Below are 17,062 nucleotides of genomic sequence, written 5' to 3'. Positions count from 1 at the left end.
ACCCCGCGGAACGCTGGGTCTCACTTGGCGGGGTCGTCGGACGGATCCGGCGGCGGGTCGTTGTCCCGCCGCCGGGGCAGGCCCGCCGACTCCCCAGATGTGCTGTCCTGCTGAGCGGAGCTTCCGCGGGCGGGCCGTTGCTGGTCCCGTCCCGCTCGCTCGCTCTCGATGAGCTCGTTCAGCCAGCGCACTTCGCGCTCCACGGACTCCATGCCGTGCCGCTGTAGCTCAAGCGTGTAGTCGTCCAGGCGCTCCCGGGTACGGGCCAGGGAGGCGCGCATCTTCTCCAGACGCTCCTCGAGGCGGCTGCGGCGGCCCTCCAGCACCCGCATGCGTACGTCCCGTGAGGTCTGTCCGAAGAAGGCGAAGCGGGCCGCGAAGTGCTCGTCCTCGTACGCGTCGGGGCCGGTCTGCGAGAGCAGGTCCTCGAAGTGCTCTTTGCCTTCCGCCGTCAACCGGTAGACGATCTTGGCGCGTCGCCCGGTGAGCGGAGCCGCGAGGGCGTCCTCGGAGGTGCTGCCCTCCTCCTCGATCAGCCAGCCGTTGGCGACCAGCGTCTTGAGGCAGGGGTAGAGCGTCCCGTAGCTGAAGGCGCGGAACACCCCCAGCGACGTATTGAGCCGTTTCCGCAGCTCATAGCCGTGCATCGGAGACTCTCTGAGGAGGCCGAGGACGGCGAATTCCAGGATGCCGGAGCGCCTGCTCATCTTCGCCTCCCGTCTGCCGAGGTCCCCTCAGTACGGCCTTTATGCCGAGCTGATGTATCGACTCGATACATCGAGACGATAGAACGGTGATCCGGTTGAGACAAGAGGGGGCACGGTGAACGGCGTCACATCACCGATTCGTAGGAAGTAAGTTGCCTGATTTGGGGTGAACTTCGGCTCTACGAGGGTTTTGACGGTGCGTAGTCTGTGCGCCATGCATGCCGCCGGGAACCAAGTGACGCCAGGGAGCGTCGTCGTCCCCGGTGTAGTGCGGGTGAGCGCCGGATCGTGCGCATCCGTACTTCGGGGGGACCGGAAACCAGCCGCCGTTTCCAGGCGCGGACAGCTGCGCCTGCCCGAGGAGTAATCGTTCGATGAGCGAGCACCGTCGCAAACCGCCGCAGCCGCAGGGCGGCGGACGCGCCGCGGCCAGGCGTGGCGCCCAAGGAGCGTCGTCGGGCCGCCGTGCGGCGCCGAGAGATGCCACTGGACCGTCCGCTTCCTCCTATGGGGCGCATGGGTCCGGGGCCCCGGACGAGGAGGGCCGGCCCTACGGCGGCCGGGCCGAGGCCCGTCGCGCCGCGCAACGCAGCGGTTCGGCCGGCACGGGAGGCGGCCGCCGCAGGGCGGCCGACGCCGCCGGTGGCGGGCGCGCCGGTGGTGGTGGGCGCCGGGGCGGCGGCGGGGCCGGTGGTCCGGGCGGCGCGGGGCGCGGCCGGGGTCGTGGTCCCGAACCGTCCGGCAAGAGGCGGTTCATCGACTACCCGCGCGCGGGCAGGCGTGGTGCGCGGCGCTGGATTCCGTCGTGGCGCCTGGTCAGTGGCCTCTTCCTTAGCTTCGTCGGCAGTCTGATGGCGGTCGCCGGCATCGCGTACGCGCTGGTGGAGGTGCCGGACGTCAACAAGGCGGCCGAGGCTCAGAACAACGTCTACTACTGGGCCGACGGCAAGCAGATGGTCGCCACCGGCGGTGAGCGCAACCGTCAGATCATCGACTACGACGACATCCCCAAGGAGATGCGCTTCGCCGTCATGTCGGCGGAGAACAAGACGTTCGAGAGCGACAAGGGCGTCGACCCGATGGGCATCGCGCGTGCCGTGGTCAACATGGCCAAGGGCGGGCAGACCCAGGGTGGCTCCACGATCACCCAGCAGTACGTGAAGAACGCGCGCCTGGGCGACCAGTCCCAGACGTTCAGCCGGAAGTTCAAAGAGCTCTTCATCTCCATAAAGGTCGGCCGGACCGAGCCCAAGGAAAAGGTCATGGCCGGCTACCTCAACACCGCTTACTACGGCCGTGGGGCCTACGGCATCCAGGCGGCGGCGCGGGCGTACTTCGACAAGGAAGCCAGGAAGCTGAACCCGAGCGAGTGCGCGCTCCTCGCGACGGTGCTCAAGGGCGCCACGTACTACGACCCGGCCGGCTATCCCGAGATCGACCCCGCGGCCAACAAGGAAGACAACACCGTGCGCGCCAAGAAGCGGTGGAGGTGGATCCTCGACGAGGAGGTCAAGGACGGCCGGCTGACCCGCGCGGAGCGGGACAAGTACCAGGACTTCCCGAAGTTGCAGAACCCGCGGTCGAACACCCAGCTGGGCGGCCAGACCGGTTACCTCGTGGACCTGGCCAAGGCGTACGTCATCCGGGACGGCAAGATCACTGCCGAGCAGTTGCAGCGGGGTGGCTACGAGATCCACACGACCTTCGACAGGACGAAGGTCAACGAGCTCGAGAAGGCGGTCAACAAGGTCCGCAAGGAGAAGATCAAGCCGAAGCTGCGCCCGGACAAGGACACGCACGTCCAGTTCGGCGGCGCGTCCGTGGATCCCGAGGACGGCGCGATCAAGGCGATCTACGGCGGTGTCGACGCGACGAAGCACTTCACCAACAACGCCGACCAGACCGGCGCCCAGGTGGGTTCGACGTACAAGCCGTTCGTGCTGGCCGCCGCCTTCAAGTACGGCGTGCGCGATCCCGAGGGCGCGGAGACGCAGAGCGAGATCGAGCGCAAGATCGTCAACCCCAAGAGCCGGTACAGCGGCAAGAACGAGCTGAAGATCCAGAATTACGACGGGAGCGTCTGGACCGACCGCGAGGGCAAGCAGTGGAACCAGAAGAACGACGGAGACCAGTCGTACAACCCTCCCAGCTATCAGATTGACCTCCGCGAGGCGATGAGGGAGTCCGTCAACTCCGCCTATGTGCAGCTCGGCATGGACGTCGGTCTGAACAAGGTGAAGGAGGCGGCGATCGACGCGGGCCTCAAGGACGACAGCTCCATGGCCAGCGCCAACTACCCCTCCTTCTCCCTCGGCACCTCGTCGCCGAGCGCGATCCGGATGGCCGGGGCGTACTCCACGTTCGCGGCCAGCGGCAAGCAGAACGAGCCGTACTCGGTCACCAAGGTCGAGCACAAGGGCGACACGGTCTACCGGCACGAGAAGGAGACCCGGCAGGCCTTCACCTCCAAGGTCGCGGACAACGTCACCGACGTGCTGCGGACCGTGGTGGAGAAGGGCACCGGCACCTCGGCCCAGCTGGGCAACCGCCCGGTCGCCGGCAAGACCGGTACGACCGACGGCAACAAGTCCGCCTGGTTCGTCGGCTACACCCCGCAGCTGTCGACGGCGGTCAGCATGTACCGACTCGACGACGACGAGGCCAACAAGAAGCGCGAGTTCCTGGAGATGTTCGGCACGGGCGGCGAGGAGAAGATCCACGGCGCCTCGTTCCCCGCCCAGATCTGGCAGGACTACATGGCGAAGGCACTCAAGGGCGAGCCCGTGGAGCCCTTCCCCGTGCCGGAAGCGATCGGTGAGGTCGTCGGTGAGACGCCGCCCCCGCCGCCGAGTCCCACGGCGACCGAGGAACCGGAGGAGGAGCCCTCGTCCCCGACACCCACGGAGACGGAGACGACGAAGCCCCCCGCTACGCAGTCGCCCGACCCCGAGGAGTCCTGTAGCCAGTGGGACTGGGAGTGCAACGACAACGGTGGCGCCAACGGCGGCTCCGAGGACGGTGGCGCCGACGGCGGACCGGGCGGGGAATCACCGCCTCCCACGGATGATCCGCCCGGCACCAACAACGGAAACCAGAACGGCGGAGCGATCTTCGGCGGCCCAACAGGCTGAGCCGCGGGATGTTTCACGTGAAACGTGGGCCGCCACACCGACCGGTGTGGCGGCCCTCTCCGTGTTCTCAGTCGCGTACGGCAGGATGGCGGGCATGCCCAGTGCAGACCGCAGCGCCGGCCCCGGCGCAGAGACGCCGAGCACGAGCGTGCACGCGCCCGTGAGCCCGCAGGAACCGGAGCCGGTGCGGCCGACGAAGGAGGACGAGCTCGCTCGGGCCGGCAGCGAGCTGCTCGGCGGTCCGCTCGGCCGCAGAGCGCTGTCCGCCCCGACCTGGTGGTCTCCCGTACGCATCATCGCGCTCGTTGCGATCGGGATGTTCGCGCTCGGAATGGTCCAGAAGATGCCGTGCTACAACGGCGCGTGGTTCGTCGGCGCGAGTTCGCAGTACACGCACGCCTGCTACTCGGACATCCCGCACCTCTACCAGGGCCGCGGCTTCGCGGACGGTCTCCTGCCGTACTTCGACAAGCTGCCCGGCGACATGGAGTACCTCGAATACCCGGTCCTGACCGGGATGTTCATGGAGATGGCCTCCTGGGTGACGCCGGGCAGCGGATCCATCCAGCACCAGGAGAAGATCTACTGGATGGTCAACGCGGGGATACTGATGGCCTGCACGGCGGTCGTCGCCGTCTGTGTCGCCCGCACACACCGGCGCCGCCCCTGGGACGCGCTGCTCGTCGCCCTCGCACCGGCCTTCGCCCTGACGGCCACCATCAACTGGGACCTGCTCGCCGTCGCCCTGACGGCCGCCGCGATGCTCATGTGGTCACGCGCGCGCGTCCTCGCCTTCGGCGTCCTCCTGGGGCTCGCGACAGCGGCCAAGCTCTACCCCGTGCTGCTGCTCGGGCCGCTGCTGATCCTGTGCTGGCGGGCGGGCCGGGGACGGGAGTTCGGGATCGGGCTGCTCGGCACGGCGGGCACCTGGCTCGCCGTCAACCTCCCGGTGATACTGCTCGCCGGCGACGGCTGGTCGAAGTTCTACACGTTCAGCAAGGAACGCGGTGTCGACTTCGGGTCCTTCTGGCTGATCCTCAACCAGCGCATGGACTCCCCGCTGGCCACCGACACCGTCAACACCCTGGCGATGGCGCTGATGTTCCTCGCCTGTCTGGGCATCGGCGCGCTCGGACTCACCGCGCCGCGCCGCCCGCGCTTCGCGCAGCTGGCCTTCCTGGTGGTCGCCGCCTTCATCCTCACCAACAAGGTGTACTCACCGCAGTACGTCCTGTGGCTGATCCCCCTCGCGGCGCTCGCGAGGCCGCGCTGGCGGGACTTCCTGATCTGGCAGGTGTGCGAGGTCGCGTACTTCCTCGGGATCTGGATGTACCTGGCGTACACGACGAGCGGTGACGCTCACAAGGGGCTGCCCACCGAGGGCTACCAAGGGGCCATCGTCGTCCACCTGCTGGGGACGCTGTACCTGTGCGCCGTGGTCGTACGCGACATCCTGATGCCGGAGCGGGACGTGGTGCGACGGGGCGGTGACGACGACCCCGCGGGCGGTGTTCTGGACGGGGCCGAGGATGTCTTCATTCTGGGGACGGCGGCACTCCCCGGGCGGCCCGTGGCGCACTCCAGTGAGGGGCCGTTCGTGAAGTGGGGGACGGCCACCGACGGGGTTTCGCCCTGAGCGAACAAGGGCCGCTCGCGCCCTGAACAGGGCCGCTCACGGCCCCGCTGACGACGGAAGGGCCGGACACGACATGCGTCGCGTCCGGCCCTTCCGCTGGGGCTAGCGGTCCACCATGCGGTCGAACTGCGTGGTGGTGTGCCGCAGATGGGCCACCAGTTCCTCGCCGACCTTGGGCTCCGGTGCGTCGGAGGGCACGAAGAGGATGGAGACCTGCATGTGCGGCGGCTCCGCGAACCAGCGCTGCTTGCCCGCCCAGACGAACGGCGAGAGGTTGCGGTTGACGGTCGCGAGGCCCGCGCGGGCCACGCCCTTGGCCCGCGGCATCATGCCGTGCAGCGCCTTCGGGGCCTCCAGGCCGACGCCGTGCGAGGTGCCGCCGGCGACCACGACCAGCCAGCCGTCGGACGCGACCTTCTGCTGGCGGTAGCCGAAGCGGTCGCCCTTGGCGACGGCGGTGACGTCCAGGACGGCGCCGCGGTACTCGGTGGCCTCGTGGTCGCCGAGCCAGAGGTTCGTGCCGATGCGCGCCCGGAAGCGGGTCTGCGGGAACTGCTGCTGGAGACGGGCGAGTTCGTGGGCCTTGAGGTGGCTGACGAACATCGTGTGCAACGGCAGGCGGGCGGCGCGCAGACGGTCCATCCAGCCGATGACCTCCTCGACGGCGTCGGAGCCGTCGGTGCGGTCCAGCGGCAGGTGGAGCGCGAAGCCTTCGAGCCGTACGTCCTCGATGGCGGCGTGCAGCTGCGGGAGCTCCTGCTCGCTGATGCCGTGGCGCTTCATCGAGGACATGACCTCGATGACCACACGGGCCCCCACGAGGCCGTGCACGCCGTCCAGGGACGACACGGAGCGAACGACGCGGTCCGGCAGCGGCACCGGCTCCTCGCCCCGCCGGAACGGCGTCAGGACCAGCAGATCGCCGCCGAACCAGTCCTTGATCCGGGCCGCCTCGTAGGTGGTGCCCACGGCGAGGATGTCGGAGCCGAAGCGCGTGGCTTCCTCGGCCAGGCGCTCATGACCGAAGCCGTAGCCGTTGCCCTTGCAGACCGGGACGATGCCCGGGAACTGCTCCAGCACGTGCTTGTGATGTGCCCGCCAGCGCGCGGTGTCGACATAGAGCGTGAGCGCCATGGCTGGATCCCGGAACCTTTCTCGTGTCTGCGGTGTATCAGAGTGATGAAACGAATTGTGCGGGATCAGCGACGCGACATGTAGATGTCGAGAGCCTTGTGCAGCAGCTTGTTGAGCGGGAAGTCCCACTCGCCGATGTACTCGGCGGCCTCGCCGCCGGTACCCACCTTGAACTGGATCAGACCGAAGAGGTGGTCCGTCTCGTCCAGGGAGTCGGAGATGCCGCGCAGGTCGTAGACCGTGGCCCCCATGGCGTACGCGTCGCGGAGCATCCGCCACTGCATCGCGTTCGAGGGCCTGACCTCGCGCCCGATGTTGTCCGAGGCGCCGTAGGAGTACCAGACGTGCCCGCCGACGACGAGCATCGTGGCGGCCGACAGGTTCACGCCGTTGTGCCGGGCGAAGTACAGCCGCATGCGGTTGGGGTCCTCGGAGTTGAGGGCCTGCCACATCTGCTGGAAGTAGCCGAGCGGGCGCGGGCGGAACTTGTCGCGCACGGCCGTGATCTCGTAGAGGCGCTGCCACTCGGCGAGGTCCTGGTAGCCGCCCTGGACGACCTCGACGCCCGCCTTCTCGGCCTTCTTGATGTTGCGTCGCCACAGCTGGTTGAAGCCCTTCTGGACCTCGTCCAGAGAGCGGTTGGCCAGCGGCACCTGGAAGACGAAGCGGGGCTGCACGTCACCGAAGCCGGCGCCGCCGTCCTCGCCCTGCTGCCAGCCCATGCGGCGCAGCCGGTCGGAGACCTCGAAGGCACGCGGCTCGATGTACGTCGCCTCGACGTCCCGCAGCCGCTTCACGTCCGGGTTCTGGATGCCTGCCTTGATCGCCGGAGCGTCCCAGCGGCGGATCACGACGGGCGGGCCCATCTTCACGGAGAAGGCGCCCTGCTGCTTGAGGTGCGCCAGCATCGGCTGGAGCCACTCGTCGAGGTTCGGGGCGTACCAGTTGATGACCGGGCCCTCGGGGAGGTACGCGAGGTACCGCTTCAGTTTGGGCAGCTGTCGGTAGAGCACCAGGCCGGCGCCGACCAGCTGGCCGGTCGTGTCGTCGAACCAGCCCAGGTTCTCCGAGCGCCATTCGCTCTTCACGTCAGCCCATGCCGGGACCTGGCAATGACTCGCCGACGGCAGTGTCTGGATGTACGCCAGATGCTGCTCGCGGCTGATGGTCCTCAGGGTCAGACTCATTCGGGGCGCTCCTCGGGCTGGTGTGTCCCCATGGGTTCAGGGGCTCCGGCTCTCGCGCCGAAGCCTACTGCGCCCTGCGAGCGCCCCGTCTGGCCGTACGGAACCTACGCCCCCGGCTCCGTCCCTGGCCCCGTCCCTGTCCCCGGACCGGGACGGGGTGCCGTGCGGCGGTCAGCCGACGATTCCGCCGAAGAGACCGCCGTGCGCCATGCCCAGGAAGAACCCGATCGCCGAGGCGCCCATGCCCAGGATCAGGCCGAAGCGCTCTCGGGTCGTCACCGAGATGAACTGGCCGTACGCACCGGTGATGATCCCGACCAGGCCCGTCCACGAGCTGAGCAGATGGAGGTTGTGGAACATCGCCGTCACGAAGGCGATCGCACCCAGCACCAGGGTCACACCGACCAGCGTGTCCTGGAGTGGATGGGACCTGCCGTCCGAGGCGAGGAGCGAAGTAGTGGTGTTGTGTCGCATCGTCTGTGCCATGTGAGGCACCTCCTGCGGAAAGCGGCGCATCGTAGCGCCATACACACCCGATGTGTACAGATTCTGCCCGTCCGCCGCCGGATTTCAACCGGAAGCCTCGGTGCGGGTAGTCTGTACCGTCTGCACCCGTGTCTGCCCGGGCCACGGCAGGAGCTCCCGCTCGCGGGAGCCGATTGTCAGTGGCGGCCGATACGGTTGCGTACGCATCACGACCCTCCTGCCACGGAACGACCGTGGCCGCTGAGTCCAAAGGAGGTGGGTTCCACATGCGTCACTACGAAGTGATGGTCATCCTCGACCCCGATCTCGAGGAGCGCGCTGTCTCCCCGCTGATCGAGAACTTCCTCTCCGTCGTCCGTGAGGGCAACGGAAAGGTCGAGAAGGTCGACACCTGGGGCCGTCGTCGTCTGTCCTACGAGATCAAGAAGAAGCCCGAGGGCATCTACTCGGTCATCGACCTCCAGGCCGAGCCTGCGGTCGTCAAGGAGCTCGACCGACAGATGAACCTGAACGAGTCGGTCCTCCGGACCAAGGTCCTCCGTCCCGAGATGCACTGAGCTTTCTAGCTCAGCAGCACCCGGGAATCGAGTAGCAGCAACAAGCAGCCAGCAGCAAACCCGCCGAGAGGTTCCCCCATGGCAGGCGAGACCGTCATCACGGTCGTCGGCAATCTTGTCGACGACCCCGAGCTGCGCTTCACCCCTTCCGGTGCGGCGGTCGCGAAGTTCCGTGTCGCGTCCACCCCCCGCATCTTTGACAAGCAGACCAATGAGTGGAAGGACGGCGAAGGCCTGTTCCTGACCTGCTCGGTCTGGCGTCAGGCGGCGGAGAACGTCGCGGAGTCGCTCCAGCGAGGCATGCGCGTCATCGTGCAGGGCCGGTTGAAGCAGCGGTCCTACGAGGACCGTGAGGGCGTCAAGCGCACGGTCTACGAGCTGGACGTCGAGGAAGTCGGCGCCAGCCTGAAGAACGCCACGGCCAAGGTCACCAAGACCACCGGCCGAGGTGGCCAGGGCGGTTACGGCGGCGGTGGCGGCCAGCAGGGCGGCGGCTGGAGCGGTGGCTCTGGCGGCGGTCAGCAGCAGGGCGGCGGCGGGGCTCCCGCCGACGACCCCTGGGCGACCGGTGCGCCGGCTGGCGGCGGCCAGCAGCAGGGCGGCGGCGGTGGCGGCTGGGGCGGAAGCTCCGGCGGCTCCGGTGGCGGCTACTCGGACGAGCCCCCCTTCTAAGCCTCAGGGCTTTCAGGCCTCCGGGCCGAGGGTGGGTCGTACCCCCACTTCTTGATCACACAGGAGAAACACCATGGCGAAGCCGCCTGTGCGCAAGCCTAAGAAGAAGGTCTGCGCTTTCTGCAAGGACAAGGTCACGTACGTGGACTACAAGGACACGAACATGCTGCGGAAGTTCATTTCCGACCGCGGCAAGATCCGTGCCCGCCGCGTGACCGGCAACTGCACGCAGCACCAGCGTGACGTCGCCACGGCCGTGAAGAACAGCCGTGAGATGGCGCTGCTGCCCTACACGTCCACCGCGCGATAAGGGAAGGGTGACCGACTAATGAAGATCATCCTCACCCACGAGGTCTCCGGCCTCGGTGCCGCCGGCGAGGTCGTAGACGTCAAGGACGGCTACGCCCGCAACTACCTGATCCCGCGGAACTTCGCGATCCGCTGGACCAAGGGCGGCGAGAAGGACGTCGAGCAGATCCGTCGTGCTCGCAAGATCCACGAGATCGCGACGATCGAGCAGGCCAACGAGATCAAGGCCCAGCTCGAGGGCGTCAAGGTCCGTCTGGCCGTCCGCTCCGGCGACGCCGGTCGTCTCTTCGGTTCCGTCACCCCGGCCGACGTCGCTTCGGCGATCGAGGCCGCCGGTGGTCCGAAGATCGACAAGCGCCGCGTCGAGCTGGGCTCGCCGATCAAGACGCTGGGCGCCCACGAGACGTCCGTGCGTCTGCACCCCGAGGTTGCCGCGAAGGTCAACGTCGAGGTCGTCTCCGCCTAAGCGTTCCGCTTGGCTGGACTGAGTGAAGGGGCCGCACCCATCGGGTGCGGCCCCTTTGCCGTGGAGCCTGCCCCCTGACCCCCTGCCCCCCCGTCCCTGTTTCACGTGAAACAAGGAGGAACGCCGCTCAGCGCGTGGCGCCCGTGACGATCCAGCGGCCGGAGCGGGAGCGCAGCCACAGGGTCACCATCCGCACCATCATCATCAACGTCATCGCCCCCCATACGGCGGTCAGCCCGCCTCCGAGGGTCGGCACCAGCAGGGCGACCGGGGTGAAGGCCGCCAGCGTGATGAGCATCGCCCACGCGAGATAGGGCCCGTCGCCCGCGCCCATCAGGACACCGTCGAGTACGAAGACGATGCCGCAGATCGGCTGGGCGAGCGCCACGACCACGAGAGCGGGCAGCGCCGTGTCCTGGACGCCGGGGTCACCGGTGAAGAGCGGGATGAACAGGGGCCGCGCGAGGACGACCAGCAGGCCGAGTACGACTCCCGAGGCGATGCCCCACTGCACCATGCGCCGGCAGACGGCACGGGCCCCGGCCGGATCGTCGCCCCCGAGGTAGCGGGCGATGATCGCCTGTCCGGCGATGGCGATGGCGTCCAGTGCGAAGGCCAGGAAATTCCACAGGGAGAGCACGATCTGGTGGGCGGCCACCTCGGCGTCACCGAGGCGCGCGGCCACGGCCGTCGCGATCATCAGGATGGCCCGTAGCGAGAGCGTACGGACCAGAAGTGGTGCCCCCGCCTGGGCGCAGGCCCGGATGCCGGCGGCGTCGGGGCGCAGTGAGGCGCCGTATCGCCGGGCGCCGCGTACGACGACGAAGAGGTAGACCGCCGCCATGCCGCATTGGGCGATGACGGTGCCCCAGGCGGAACCGGCCATACCGAAACCGGCGCCGTAGACCAGGCCGACATTGAGGAGGCCGTTGGCGACGAAGCCGCCGAGGGCGACGTAGAGCGGTGTCCGGGTGTTCTGGAGGCCGCGCAGTACGCCGGTGGCAGCGAGGACGACGAGCATGGCGGGGATGCCGAGCGAGGAGATCCGCAGGTATGTGACCGCGTAACCGGCGGCGGCGTCCGAGGCGCCGAAGACGTCCACGAGCGACGGTGCGGCGGGCAGGAAGACGGCGATGACGGCGGCGCCCAGGATCAGCGCGAGCCAGATGCCGTCCATGCCTTGGCGGATGGCGGCCGGGAGGTCGTCGGCGCCCACTCTGCGGGCGACCGCGGCGGTGGTGGCGTAGGCGAGGAAGACGAAGATGCTCACCGCGGTGGCGAGAAGACCCGAGGCGACGCCGAGCCCGGCCAGTTGCGCGGTGCCGAGGTGGCCGACGATGGCGCTGTCGGCCATCACGAAGAGTGGCTCGGCCACCAGTGCGCCGAAGGCGGGGACGGCGAGCGCGATGATCTCTCGGTCATGTCTGCGTCGGTCGGCCTTGGGGGCGGCGGAAGCCTGTGTCATAGGCATCAATCTAATCTTCCACAGGTAAGAGATGCAAGCTTCTACTGACCCTTACTTCGGACGGCGTCGGTCGCTCCTTGGCGTGCCGTTTGTCGTGATCTTGGTCCCGTGGGGAAAGTTTTTCTTCTGCACAGCCGGTGGATGGGAAAGCCGCAGGTCACAGGCAGTGTTATGCGGTGGCTGAGTGCTTGTTCACAGGACTGTCCACCGGCCCGTGCACAGGTTTGGCGGAGTTCTCCACAGCATCGGGCCCGTCATCCACACCGCCTGTGGATAACCAGATTGGCTGACGGTGCCCACAGGCCTACCGTGGTCCGGCGCCCGCCTCGTCGTACGACCTCGGAAACCCTGCAAAACCGACGCGTCAGAACCGGAGTTGGGCCCCCTTATTTGTCAGTGTCGTGCCGTAGGAAAGAGGGGCACGGCGAGGTCCGCGCGGCGGACGGGAGGAGGTGGCCCGGTGAGTATTTCCGAGCCTTTGGACGACCCCTGGGCCGACAGCGGTCCCAGTGACCGTCTGCCCGTCTCCCGTCAGCGCCGTGACGGAGGCCGGGGCCGTGACGAGCAGCACGAGCGCGGCCGCGAGGGCGGCTGGGACGGCGGAGGCTCGTCCTTCGAGCGCGTCCCCCCGCAGGACCTCGACGCCGAGCAGTCCGTGCTCGGCGGCATGCTGCTCTCCAAGGACGCCATCGCCGATGTCGTCGAGGTTCTCAAGGGCCACGACTTCTACCGCCCCGCGCACGAGACGATCTACGCCTCGATCCTCGATCTGTACGCGAAGGGCGAGCCTGCCGACCCGATCACCGTGGCGGCCGAGCTGACCAAGCGCGGTGAGATCACCAAGGTCGGCGGCGCATCGTATCTGCACACGCTGGTCCAGACGGTCCCGACCGCGGCGAACGCCGAGTACTACGCGGAGATCGTCCACGAGCGCGCGGTGCTGCGTCGCCTCGTCGAGGCAGGCACCCGCATCACCCAGATGGGGTACGCGGCCGACGGCGACGTCGACGAGATCGTCAACAGCGCCCAGGCGGAGATCTACGCGGTCACCGAGCAGCGGACCACCGAGGACTATCTGCCGCTCGGCGACATCATGGAGGGCGCCCTCGACGAGATCGAGGCGATCGGCTCGCGGTCAGGGGAGATGACCGGTGTGCCGACCGGCTTCACCGACCTCGACCAGCTCACCAACGGCCTGCACCCGGGCCAGATGATCATCATCGCGGCCCGTCCCGCGATGGGTAAGTCGACGCTGGCGCTGGACTTCGCGCGGGCCTGTTCGATCAAGCACAACATGCCGAGCGTGATCTTCTCGCTCGAAATGGGGCGCAACGAAATCGCCATGCGTCTGCTGTCCGCCGAGGCGCGCGTGGCCCTGCACCACATGCGGTCCGGCACGATGACGGACGAGGACTGGACGCGGCTCGCCCGCCGCATGCCGGACGTCTCGGCCGCGCCGCTCTACATCGACGACTCCCCGAACCTGTCGATGATGGAGATCCGCGCCAAGTGCCGTCGCCTCAAGCAGCGCAACGACCTGAAGCTCGTCGTCATCGACTATTTGCAGCTGATGCAGTCGGGTGGTTCCAAGCGGGCCGAGAGCCGGCAGCAGGAAGTCTCGGACATGTCGCGAAACCTGAAGCTCCTGGCCAAGGAGCTGGAGCTGCCGGTGATCGCGCTCTCGCAGCTGAACCGTGGCCCCGAGCAGCGTACGGACAAGAAGCCGATGGTCTCCGACCTGCGTGAGTCCGGCTCGATCGAGCAGGACGCGGACATGGTGATCCTGCTGCACCGCGAGGACGCGTACGAGAAGGAGTCGCCCCGCGCGGGCGAGGCGGACATCATCGTGGGAAAGCACCGTAACGGCCCGACGGCGACTATCACCGTGGCCTTCCAGGGCCACTACTCGCGGTTCGTGGACATGGCGCAGACCTGATCCTGGGTCGTTTCCGGTTTCGTATAGAGGACCTCGCGGGCCTGCTCCGCGGCGCGGGCGATGCTCTCGCCGATGAAGTCGATGAAGCGTGCGATGTTCTCGAGGCGGGCGGCGGCCGGGGTGTCGGGGCCGAGGACGCTGACGCCCTGCCGCGCGGTCTCAGCGAACTGTGCGTGGGACCGGGCGGCGGCGGTCATCGATTGGTACCAGACGTCGTCGTCGACGACGTAGCGCTCGCGTCGGCGTTCGTCGCGTTCCCTGCGGATGAGTCCCTGGCTTTCGAGGAACGCGATCGCCTTGGAGACGGACGCCGGGCTGACCTGGAGTCGCTGGACGAGTTCGGATGCGGTGAGGCTGCCCGCGTCGGTGGTGTAGAGGCAGGTCAGCACCCGGGCCATCATCTTGGGCAGTCCTTGCTGCATGAGGAAGGTCGCGAACATCTCCTCGTACGCGCGTACGGTCTCGGAGTCCCGGCCATGGGCCTGCGGGGGAGCCTGCTGCCCGCGGGGCGCGGTCTGTCTGCGCCGGTGGGCGCGTTGTTCGGTGGCGCGGTGGGCCAGGTCGGCGCGGTAGGCGGTGGGGCCGCCGTTCCGCATCACCTCGCGGGTGATCGTCGAGGTCGGCCGGTCGAGGCGTCTGGCGATCTCCGCGTAGGCGAGGCCGTCGGCCAGGCCCAGCGCGATCTGCTGGCGTTCCCGCTCGGTGAGCCTGCCTCCGGGCATCGCGATCTCCTTCGTTCTCCGTCGATGCCTCCAATGTAGCGTTCACTGTCCACCCAATGCAACGAGTGGCCGACTCTTTGTTGCATTGAGTTTCAAACCATTGCAACGATATTGCCGCTCTCACCTGCATGAATGCTTTTGTCGTGCAACGAAGTCGTTGCTGGATCCTTGAATGCAACGTAGCGTTTCTGGTGTCGGAAACAACGAGTCAAGGAGCAGCACCATGCAGAAGTTCGCCACCCCCTCCCCGATCTCCGCTGTCGTTGGGATCCCCGCGGGACGCGTCCGGTTCATCGCCGCCGACCGGGCCGACACCAAGGTCGAGATCCTGCCGGCGAACGCCGCCAACGCCCGTGACGTGAAGGCCGCGGAGCAGACCACGGTCGATTACGGCGACGGTGTCCTGCGGATCGAGGCCTCGGTGCAGAACCGGATCCTCGGCAGCTCCGGATCCATCGAGGTGACGGTCCAGCTGCCCGCCGGTTCCCGGGTCGAGGCGAAGGCCGCCAGCGCCGAACTGAGAGGCGTCGGGCGGCTCGGCGAGGTCGACTTCGAGGGCTCGCACGGCTCGGTCAAGCTCGACGAGACCGCGGGCGCCCGCCTCTCCCTCCTCGCCGGTGACGTCTCGGTCGGCCGCCTGGGCGGCCCCGCGGAGATCAGCGTCCAGAAGGGCGACATCAAGGTCGCCGAGGCCGTGCGCGGCACGGTCGTGCTGCGCACCGAGGCCGGCGAGGTGTCGGTCGGCGCCGCCCACGGAGTCTCCGCGTCCCTCGACGCCGGCACCACCTACGGCCGGATCCACAACGCGCTCACGAATGCCGACGGCGCCGCCGCGGGCCTGCACATCCACGCGACCACCGCCTACGGCGACATCGTCGCCCGCAGCCTCTGAGGAGCACCCATCATGACCAAGTTGGCCATCGCGGCGAACGGGCTGCGCAAGTCCTACGGCGACAAGACCGTGCTCGACGGCATCGACCTGGCCGTCCCCGAAGGCACCGTCTTCTCCCTGCTCGGGCCGAACGGCGCGGGGAAGACCACCGCCGTCAAGATCCTCTCCACCCTCATCGGCGCCGACGCCGGCGCCCTGCACGTCGGCGGCCATGACCTGGCCGCCGATCCGCAGGCGGTGCGGGCCGCGATCGGTGTCACCGGACAGTTCTCCGCCGTCGACAGCCTGATCACCGGCGAGGAGAACATGCTCCTCATGGCGGACCTGCACCACCTCGCCCGCGGCGAGGGGCGGCGGGTCGCCGCCGACCTCCTCGCTCGCTTCGATCTGGTGGAAGCGGCCAAGAAGCCCGTCTCCACCTACTCCGGCGGCATGAAACGCCGCCTGGACATCGCCATGACCCTGGTCGGCAACCCGCGGATCATCTTCCTCGACGAACCGACCACCGGCCTCGATCCGCGCTCCCGTCACAACATGTGGCAGATCATCCGCCAGCTGGTCTCCGACGGCGTCACCGTCTTCCTCACCACCCAGTACCTCGAAGAAGCCGACCAGCTCGCCGACCGCATCGCTGTCCTCAACAACGGCACCATCGCCGCCGAAGGCACCGCGGAAGAACTGAAGCGGCTCATCCCCGGCGGACACGTCCGGCTCCGCTTCACCGACCCGGCCGCCTACCAGTCCGCCGCCGCCACTCTGCGTGAGACAACCCGGGACGACGAAGCGCTCTCCTTGCAGATCCCCAGCGGCGGCAGCCAGCGCGAACTGCGTTCCCTCCTCGACCGGCTGGACTCGGCGGACATCGAAGCGGACGAACTGACCGTCCACACCCCCGACCTCGACGACGTCTTCTTCGCCCTGACCGGTGACACCCACACCCTCCACCAGCCCAAGGAGACCGCCCGATGAGCACCCTCTCCCTCGCCCTGCGCGACTCCTCCACGATGGTGCGCCGCAACCTCCTGCACGCGAGGCGCTACCCGTCCCTCACGCTGAACCTGCTGTTCACGCCGATCATGTTGCTGCTGCTCTTCGTCTACATCTTCGGCGACGCGATGAGCGCGGGCATCAACGGCGGCGCCCCCGACCGCGCCGCATACGTCGCCTACATCGTCCCGGGCCTGCTGCTGATGACCATCGGCAGCACCGTGATCGGCACCGCGGTGTCCGTCTCCAACGACATGACCGAGGGCATCATCGCCCGCTTCCGTACGATGGCGATCCACCGTCCTTCGGTCCTCGTCGGACACGTCGTCGGCAGCGTTCTTCAATCGGTCCTGAGCGTGGTCCTCGTGGGTGCTGTGGCCGTGGCCATCGGGTTCCGGTCCACGGACGCGACCGCCCTGGAGTGGCTGGCGGCGTTCGGGCTGCTCGTGCTCTTCGCCCTGGCGCTCACCTGGATAGCGGTCGGCATGGGCCTGATCAGCCCGAACGCCGAGGCCGCCGGCAACAACGCTATGCCGCTGATCCTGCTGCCGCTGCTCTCCAGCGCCTTCACCCCGGTGGAGTCCATGCCGGGCTGGTTCCAGCCGATCGCCGAGTACCAGCCGTTCACTCCCGCCATCGAAACCCTGCGCGGCCTGCTCCTCGGCACCGAGATCGGCCACAACGGGTGGCTGGCCATCGCCTGGTGCCTCGGGCTCACGGTGCTCGGCTACTTCTGGTCGACCTCCACGTTCAACCGCGACCCGAAGTAACGCAC

16 protein-coding genes are annotated in these 17,062 nt (G+C 68.2%); 10 read left to right on the top strand and 6 right to left on the bottom strand.

Features of this window, described 5'->3' with window-relative positions; translation table 11 throughout:
* Positions 1-20: 20 nt before the first annotated feature.
* The gene (locus CP975_RS17540; RefSeq protein WP_055533050.1) at positions 21-707 is read right to left on the bottom strand and encodes a PadR family transcriptional regulator; all 687 of its coding nucleotides are present in this window, start codon (positions 705-707) and stop codon (positions 21-23) included.
* A gap of 374 nt (positions 708-1,081) precedes the next feature.
* Between CP975_RS17540 and CP975_RS17535 the strand changes: the two genes are divergently transcribed.
* Entirely contained in the window at positions 1,082-3,838 is a 2,757-nt protein-coding gene (locus tag CP975_RS17535) for a transglycosylase domain-containing protein (RefSeq protein WP_150477088.1), read from the top strand.
* Positions 3,839-3,923: 85 nt separating this feature from the next.
* Positions 3,924-5,474: a glycosyltransferase family 87 protein gene (locus CP975_RS17530; protein ID WP_425474322.1), complete on the top strand. Its 1,551-nt coding sequence runs from the start codon at positions 3,924-3,926 to the stop codon at positions 5,472-5,474.
* A 102-nt stretch (positions 5,475-5,576) separates the two neighbouring features.
* Here the strand turns inward: CP975_RS17530 and CP975_RS17525 are convergent, their stop codons facing one another.
* The 3 genes from CP975_RS17525 to CP975_RS17515 form a co-directional block, all read right to left on the bottom strand.
* Positions 5,577-6,608: an alanine racemase gene (locus tag CP975_RS17525; protein ID WP_055533048.1), complete on the bottom strand. Its 1,032-nt coding sequence runs from the start codon at positions 6,606-6,608 to the stop codon at positions 5,577-5,579.
* Between the two features lie 65 nt (positions 6,609-6,673).
* Positions 6,674-7,795: a lipid II:glycine glycyltransferase FemX gene (locus CP975_RS17520; RefSeq protein WP_055533046.1), complete on the bottom strand. Its 1,122-nt coding sequence runs from the start codon at positions 7,793-7,795 to the stop codon at positions 6,674-6,676.
* 171 nt (positions 7,796-7,966) lie between these two features.
* Entirely contained in the window at positions 7,967-8,281 is a 315-nt protein-coding gene (locus CP975_RS17515) for a hypothetical protein (RefSeq protein WP_055533044.1), read from the bottom strand.
* 266 nt (positions 8,282-8,547) lie between these two features.
* Here CP975_RS17515 and rpsF point away from each other — a divergent pair, with 266 nt between their 5' ends.
* From rpsF to rplI, 4 genes are all read left to right on the top strand, one after another.
* Positions 8,548-8,838 (top strand): 30S ribosomal protein S6, encoded by a 291-nt coding sequence (gene rpsF, locus CP975_RS17510; protein ID WP_016644628.1) that lies wholly within the window; start codon positions 8,548-8,550, stop codon positions 8,836-8,838.
* A gap of 78 nt (positions 8,839-8,916) precedes the next feature.
* A complete protein-coding gene (locus CP975_RS17505; RefSeq protein WP_055533042.1) occupies positions 8,917-9,510 on the top strand; it encodes a single-stranded DNA-binding protein in 594 nt (197 codons plus the stop codon).
* A gap of 73 nt (positions 9,511-9,583) precedes the next feature.
* Complete coding sequence (rpsR, locus tag CP975_RS17500; RefSeq protein WP_003949403.1) at positions 9,584-9,820, top strand: 30S ribosomal protein S18; 237 nt, start codon at positions 9,584-9,586, stop codon at positions 9,818-9,820.
* Between the two features lie 18 nt (positions 9,821-9,838).
* Positions 9,839-10,285, top strand: coding sequence for a 50S ribosomal protein L9 (gene rplI, locus CP975_RS17495; protein WP_055533040.1), 447 nt, complete (start codon positions 9,839-9,841; stop codon positions 10,283-10,285).
* A 127-nt stretch (positions 10,286-10,412) separates the two neighbouring features.
* Here rplI and CP975_RS17490 read toward each other — a convergent pair whose 3' ends face one another.
* On the bottom strand, positions 10,413-11,750 hold the full coding sequence (locus tag CP975_RS17490; protein WP_055526581.1) for an MATE family efflux transporter: 1,338 nt from the start codon (positions 11,748-11,750) through the stop codon (positions 10,413-10,415).
* A 460-nt stretch (positions 11,751-12,210) separates the two neighbouring features.
* On the opposite strand from CP975_RS17490, the gene dnaB reads away from it, so the two are divergent.
* Positions 12,211-13,686, top strand: a complete 1,476-nt coding sequence (gene dnaB, locus CP975_RS17485; RefSeq protein WP_030780096.1) for a replicative DNA helicase — start codon at positions 12,211-12,213, stop codon at positions 13,684-13,686.
* On the opposite strand, the gene CP975_RS17480 is transcribed toward dnaB, so the two are convergent.
* Positions 13,653-14,408 (bottom strand): GbsR/MarR family transcriptional regulator, encoded by a 756-nt coding sequence (locus tag CP975_RS17480; RefSeq protein ID WP_055526578.1) that lies wholly within the window; start codon positions 14,406-14,408, stop codon positions 13,653-13,655. The two genes, dnaB and CP975_RS17480, sit on opposite strands and share 34 nt — an antisense overlap.
* Positions 14,409-14,631: 223 nt before the next feature.
* Here CP975_RS17480 and CP975_RS17475 point away from each other — a divergent pair, with 223 nt between their 5' ends.
* The 3 genes from CP975_RS17475 to CP975_RS17465 are packed head-to-tail and all read left to right on the top strand — an operon-like array spanning position 14,632 to position 17,057.
* Positions 14,632-15,300, top strand: coding sequence for a DUF4097 family beta strand repeat-containing protein (locus CP975_RS17475; RefSeq protein WP_055526576.1), 669 nt, complete (start codon positions 14,632-14,634; stop codon positions 15,298-15,300).
* A 12-nt stretch (positions 15,301-15,312) separates the two neighbouring features.
* Positions 15,313-16,269, top strand: a complete 957-nt coding sequence (locus CP975_RS17470) for an ATP-binding cassette domain-containing protein (RefSeq protein ID WP_055526575.1) — start codon at positions 15,313-15,315, stop codon at positions 16,267-16,269.
* A complete protein-coding gene (locus tag CP975_RS17465) occupies positions 16,266-17,057 on the top strand; it encodes an ABC transporter permease (protein ID WP_055526574.1) in 792 nt (263 codons plus the stop codon). The genes CP975_RS17470 and CP975_RS17465 overlap by 4 nt, the downstream gene beginning before the upstream one ends.
* Positions 17,058-17,062 lie beyond the last annotated feature (5 nt).

Origin of the sequence: Streptomyces alboniger (assembly GCF_008704395.1) — a bacterium.
GTDB classification, from domain to species: domain Bacteria; phylum Actinomycetota; class Actinomycetes; order Streptomycetales; family Streptomycetaceae; genus Streptomyces; species Streptomyces alboniger.
This window is presented reverse-complemented; position numbering and strand designations above follow the sequence as displayed.

Excerpts from the sequence above, each read along its gene's own strand:
- rpsR (WP_003949403.1), top strand. The coding sequence starts at position 9,584 with ATGGCGAAGCCGCCTGTGCGCAAGCCTAAGAAGAAGGTCTGCGCTTTC.
- CP975_RS17475 (WP_055526576.1), top strand. The coding sequence starts at position 14,632 with ATGCAGAAGTTCGCCACCCCCTCCCCGATCTCCGCTGTCGTTGGGATC.
- rplI (WP_055533040.1), top strand. The coding sequence starts at position 9,839 with ATGAAGATCATCCTCACCCACGAGGTCTCCGGCCTCGGTGCCGCCGGC.
- CP975_RS17490 (WP_055526581.1), bottom strand. The coding sequence starts at position 11,750 with ATGACACAGGCTTCCGCCGCCCCCAAGGCCGACCGACGCAGACATGAC.
- CP975_RS17525 (WP_055533048.1), bottom strand. The coding sequence starts at position 6,608 with ATGGCGCTCACGCTCTATGTCGACACCGCGCGCTGGCGGGCACATCAC.
- CP975_RS17540 (WP_055533050.1), bottom strand. The coding sequence starts at position 707 with ATGAGCAGGCGCTCCGGCATCCTGGAATTCGCCGTCCTCGGCCTCCTC.
- CP975_RS17520 (WP_055533046.1), bottom strand. The coding sequence starts at position 7,795 with ATGAGTCTGACCCTGAGGACCATCAGCCGCGAGCAGCATCTGGCGTAC.
- rpsF (WP_016644628.1), top strand. The coding sequence starts at position 8,548 with ATGCGTCACTACGAAGTGATGGTCATCCTCGACCCCGATCTCGAGGAG.
- CP975_RS17470 (WP_055526575.1), top strand. The coding sequence starts at position 15,313 with ATGACCAAGTTGGCCATCGCGGCGAACGGGCTGCGCAAGTCCTACGGC.
- CP975_RS17480 (WP_055526578.1), bottom strand. The coding sequence starts at position 14,408 with ATGCCCGGAGGCAGGCTCACCGAGCGGGAACGCCAGCAGATCGCGCTG.
- CP975_RS17530 (WP_425474322.1), top strand. The coding sequence starts at position 3,924 with ATGGCGGGCATGCCCAGTGCAGACCGCAGCGCCGGCCCCGGCGCAGAG.
- CP975_RS17505 (WP_055533042.1), top strand. The coding sequence starts at position 8,917 with ATGGCAGGCGAGACCGTCATCACGGTCGTCGGCAATCTTGTCGACGAC.
- CP975_RS17535 (WP_150477088.1), top strand. The coding sequence starts at position 1,082 with ATGAGCGAGCACCGTCGCAAACCGCCGCAGCCGCAGGGCGGCGGACGC.
- CP975_RS17515 (WP_055533044.1), bottom strand. The coding sequence starts at position 8,281 with ATGGCACAGACGATGCGACACAACACCACTACTTCGCTCCTCGCCTCG.
- CP975_RS17465 (WP_055526574.1), top strand. The coding sequence starts at position 16,266 with ATGAGCACCCTCTCCCTCGCCCTGCGCGACTCCTCCACGATGGTGCGC.